The sequence below is a fragment of the Skermanella sp. genome (assembly GCF_059503625.1).
On the sequence record NZ_JCACHA010001146.1, the window covers coordinates 1 to 5134 of the forward strand.

Here is a 5134-nt window from a genome sequence, read left to right on the forward strand (position 1 = left end):
AGGCATCGATGCTCGTTCAGAAAAGTTCGATGGCATCCTGATCGGGATCGGATTGGGCACCGCGTACATCGTCGGTGCCGGTGCGGTCGCCGGGTAGAACATCCAGCGCCCCGATGCCGTCGAGCGCAGAGCCGCCCATCAGCAGGCCACGCAGGAAGCGCTGGCGCGCGGCACCGACCGGGACGCCCGCCGCCAGACCGATCAGCCATTCGGACCGATCGTCCGGCGCAGAAGCGGGAGCGGCGCCGATGGCGGCCGATGTCGCCGTCCCCAGGTCTTCCAGCCCGCTCTTCATCAGCATCATGCCGTCGATGACATGTTCGAAGTGCTGCTTGGCCAGATCCTGGAACTGCAGGCGGGTCACGATCTGGCCGATGTTGCGTGTCATCGTGTCGGACGCGACGACGGCATCGCTCAGTACAGCGGTGAAGTGCTCCGCCTGGACGATCAGGCCGGACATGGCGCTGTCGATCCGCTCCTTTGCCAGAAGCTGGGGCGACAGGTCGGTGTCGGCGATGGTCTGAAGGATCTCGTAGCCTCGGACGACGCCACGGGAGACCGCTCCGACCGAAAGCCTCATCCGCTCGGCCAGGGCCGCCGTCGTGGACGAAAGCTGGCGGACCTCTCCGGCCACGACATGGAAGGTCGTTCCGGCGGCGCCTGCGCGGGCGGCTTCGATGCGGGCGTTCAGGGCCAGGAAGTTGGTCTGCTGGTTGATCTCGCCGATCTCGCCGATGAATTTCTCGACGTCCTGGACATCCTGGACGACGTCGTCCAGTAGATAGACCATCCGCATCGCCTGTTTCGACAGCGAGACGATGTTGTTGACCATATCGACCAGGATTTCCTGCATCGCCACCATGACCCGGTCGATCGGGACGCGCTCGCCGTCCAGTTCGACCACATTGGCGTTGGCGATGATCTCCTGGACCCGGCGGCTCTGCTCGCCGGCCGAGTCGGCCAGATCGCGGAACCCCGTGCTGATGTCCTGGGTGCTGTTCTCGATGCTCCGGCTGGTTTCCTCGATCTCCCGGCGCAGCACGTCGAAGGACCGGCATTGAACCGTCGAGAAAGCGGACCACTCGCTCAACAGCGATGGATCGCCTGCAGGGATCGATGGAAGCTGAATGCCGGCAGATGTCATTATTGTGTTTTTGCCATAAATTTTACCTTCGACAATGAGATTAGCCCCCGGTCGTAAATGAAGGATGACCAGGGCACGTATTCAGGCGACAGGTCTCCGGCAGGCCCGCCTTCAGGCAAACTGGCCGGCGCAGTAACCGGACGACCATGCCCATTGGAAGTTGTAGCCGCCGAGCCAGCCGGTCACGTCGACCACCTCGCCGATGAAGTAGAGGCCCGGAACGGCGCGCGCCTCCATCGTCTTTGACGACAGGGCGGCGGTGTCGACGCCGCCCAGGGTGACTTCGGCCGTACGGTAGCCTTCGGTCCCGGCGGGTGAAATCTCCCAGTGGCGGAGGCCGTGGGTCAGCGATTGCCATTCCCGCTCCGGCACCCTGTTGGCCGGACGGCCGTCGAAGGACGCCGGGGTGACCTTCAGGGCCAGCCGGCGGGGCAGCAGGTCGGACAGCAGCGTCTTCACTTCCGCCTTGGGACGTTCCGCGACAAGGCCCCTCAGCCGGTCTTCGATGCCGGCTCCCGGCAGCATGTCGATCTCCACCGGCATGCCGTCCTTCCAGTAGGACGAGATCTGGAGGATGGCCGGACCGCTGAGGCCCCGGTGGGTGAACAGCATCGCCTCGCTGAACGAGACGCCGCCGCACCGGACCTCGGCGTCGAACGCCACGCCGGCCAGATCCTTGAAGTTCCGGGGATCGGCATCGGCGAAGGTGAAGGGGACGAGGCCGGCCCTGGTCGGCAGCACCTCGACGCCGAATTGCTTGGCTACGCCATAGCCGAAGCCGGTGGCGCCCATCTTCGGGATCGACAAACCGCCGGTCGCGATCACGAGGCTTTCGGCGTCGAAGGCGCCCCGGCTGGTCTCGACCCGGAACCCGCCGTCCTTCTCGATCCGGCCGACGGTGGTGTCCAGCATCAGGGTGACGCCCGCTTCCTCGCATTCCCGCAGCAGCATGCCGACGATATCGCGGGCGCTGTCGTCGCAGAACAGTTGCCCCAGCTTCTTTTCATGGAAGGCGATGCCGTGGCGGCGGACCAGCGCGATGAAGTCGTGCTGGGTGTAGCGCCGGAGCGCGGAGATGCAGAAATGCCTGTTGGCCGAGATGAAGCGGTCGGGAGCGGTGTGCAGGTTGGTGAAGTTGCAGCGCCCCCCGCCGGAGATCAGGATCTTCTTGCCCGCTTTTTCGGCATGGTCGATCAGCAGCACCCGGCGGCCGCGCCGCCCGGCGGAGATCGCGCACATCAGCCCGGCGGCTCCGGCGCCGACGATGATGACGTCAGTTTTAGTGGCTGATTCGGCCATTCAGGTGCCCCGGCGTTTGGCGCGGCTGGTCGGTTCCGCTTCCAGCGGGTCGTCCGGCCAGTAATGTTTCGGATACTTGCCCTTCAGGTCGGCCCTGACATGGCGGTAGGTATTGGCCCAGAAGCTGGCGAGGTCGCTGGTCACCTGCATCGGCCGATGGGCCGGCGACAGCAGATGCAGGACCAGCGGCACCCGCCCATGGGCGAGCTTCGGCGTTTCGGCCAGCCCGAACATCTCCTGAAGCCGCACCGCCAGCACGGGCACGCCGCCGCCGGTATAATCGAGCGGGATGCGCGAGCCGCTGGGAACGGTGACATGGGTGGGTGCCGCTTCCTCCAGGTCGCGCTGCCGGTCCCAGGGCAGCAGCGACTTGAGCGCGGAGCCGAGGTCGAGCCGCTTCAGGTGGGCACGGCGCGTCAGCCCGGTCAGGAAGGGAGCCAGCCAGTCTTCCAGGCTTGCGAGCAGCGCATCGTCGGACATGTCGGGCCAGCCGGAACCCTCCGGCTCGAACCGGCGCAGGAACTCGACGCGGGCGCGGAAGTTCTCCAGCTCGCGGGTCCAGGGCAGCACGGCGAGGCCGAGTTCCCGAACGCCCTGGCAGAAGGCTTGCGCCGTGCGGGCGCCGCCTGGGTCCGGCAGCGGATCGTCCTTCAGGACCAATTCGCCGAGCCGGCGCTGGCGGCGCGCCAGCACGGCCTCCTCCCGGCTGTCCCAGGCGATGGACTCCGATATCTCGATCGTGTCGGCGAAGTCTTCCTCGATCTCGGCCAGGGTCAGCGGCGCCGCCAGGAAGATGCGGGCCTCGCGCTTGGCGCCGTCCAGGTCGGCCACGGCGAGGAAATCCTCCGCCGCCAGCGGCTCCATCTTCAGGAAGAACGCGCCGCGCCCGTTGCTCAGCCGGTACTGCCCGTCGCTGCCCGGACGACGCTGGGCGATGCGGTCGGGATAGGCCAGCGCCAGCACCCGTCCGGTATCGCCCACGGTTCCGGTTCCGGCGGCGATGCCGAGCTGGCGCTGCCACTGCCGCGCCTGGGCCGTCACCTGCCGTACCGACCAGAGCTTCTGGTCGCCCGATCTCAGCGTCTCGACCCGGCGGCGGATATCGGAGTCCCGCTGCTCGCCCGGCTGTCCGGTCAGGATATCGCGCTCTCCCAGCAGTGCCGCGATCTGGCAGGCCAGCGCGCCGCAGCCGAGGTCGCGGGCGCGCAGGACCATGTGGGCCAGACGCGGATGCATGCCGAGTGACGCCATGTTGCCGCCATGCACCGTGATCCTGCCGTCGCCATCGAGTGCCCCCAGCCGGCGCAGCAGGTCGCGGGCTTGCGCATAGGCGGGAGCGGGCGGCGGGTCGAGCCAGCGCAGGTCGGCCGGATCGCTGACGCCCCACTGCGCCAGTTCCAGCGCCAGCGGCGCCAGATCGGCCGCCAGCATCTCAGGCGCGGTATGCGGCGGCAGCGCCCGGTGCTGGCCCTGCGGCCACAGCCGGTAGCAGACGCCCGGTTCCAGACGGCCAGCACGGCCCCGCCGCTGGTCGGCGGAGGCCTGGCTAACCTTGATCGTCTCCAGCCGCGTCATGCCGCCGCCGGGATCGAAGCGCGACACCCGCATCAGACCGCTGTCGATGACGACGCGGATGCCTTCGATGGTCAGGCTGGTTTCCGCGATGGATGTCGCCAGCACGATCTTGCGCAGACCCGGCGGCGTCGGACCGATCGCGGCGTCCTGGCGGTCCTGGGGCAGGTCGCCGTAGAGCGGCGCGATCAGGACACCCGGTCCGGTGGACGCCTGCACCAGCAGTTTCTCCACCCGGCGGATCTCGGCGACGCCGGGCAGGAAGACCAGGATATTGCCGGTCTCCTCCTTCAGCGCCGTCAGCGTGGCGGACGCCACGGCATCCTCGATCCGGCGGGCGCCCGATGGGTCGATGTGGCGGGTTTCGACTGGGAAGGCGCGGCCTTCCGACGTGACGACGGGGGCGCCGTCCAGCAGCCGGGCGACCGCCGTGCCGTCCAACGTGGCGGACATGACCAGCAGGCGCAGGTCATCGCGCAGGACCGACTGGATCTGGAGGCACAGCGCCAAGCCCAGGTCCGCATCCAGGCTGCGTTCGTGGAACTCGTCGAACAGGACGGCGCCGATCCCTTCCAGGGCGGGGTCGCGCTGGAGCAGGCGTATCAGGATGCCCTCGGTCACCACTTCGATCCGGGTCTTCGGCCCGACCTTGCTGTCCATCCGGACGCGGTAGCCGACGGTCTCGCCGACGGCTTCCCCCAGCATGTCCGCCATCCGGCGGGCAGCCGCGCGGGCGGCCAGTCGGCGCGGCTCCAGCATCACGATCTTCGAGCCGGCGAGCCACGGTTCGTCCAGCAGCGCCAGCGGGACGCGGGTTGTCTTGCCGGCGCCTGGAGGAGCCTGGAGGACGGCGTTGGGAGCCGCAGCCAAGGCCCGGCGGATGTCGGGAAGGACCGGATCGATCGGCAGGGCTGAGAGGACGGGATACGGCAAGGGATGCGCGGTCTGTTCAAGAATACGGTCGGGAGCGGTCGGCGGCTCTATAGCATGGCGTCCGGGACGATGCCCGCCGCTTTACTGAAAATTAGGCACGGTGGGCGGAAGATGCATCCTGAGCCCCCGTGTTTCCGGAGATTTGCTGGCGATCGTCCATGATAACGAACGTCTCTTCTCTCCAGC

3 protein-coding genes are annotated in these 5134 nt (G+C 67.8%); all 3 read right to left on the bottom strand.

Annotation, left to right across the window (positions count from 1 at the left end; translation table 11 throughout):
• Positions 1-16: 16 nt before the first annotated feature.
• Entirely contained in the window at positions 17-1090 is a 1074-nt protein-coding gene (locus AC5JJ6_RS40795; RefSeq protein WP_496047534.1) for a methyl-accepting chemotaxis protein, read from the bottom strand.
• 165 nt (positions 1091-1255) lie between these two features.
• Entirely contained in the window at positions 1256-2443 is a 1188-nt protein-coding gene (locus AC5JJ6_RS40800) for a BaiN/RdsA family NAD(P)/FAD-dependent oxidoreductase (RefSeq protein WP_496047535.1), read from the bottom strand.
• Positions 2444-4948, bottom strand: coding sequence for an ATP-dependent helicase HrpB (gene hrpB / locus AC5JJ6_RS40805; protein ID WP_496047536.1), 2505 nt, complete (start codon positions 4946-4948; stop codon positions 2444-2446). It abuts the gene before it with no gap.
• Positions 4949-5134: the final 186 nt, after the last annotated feature.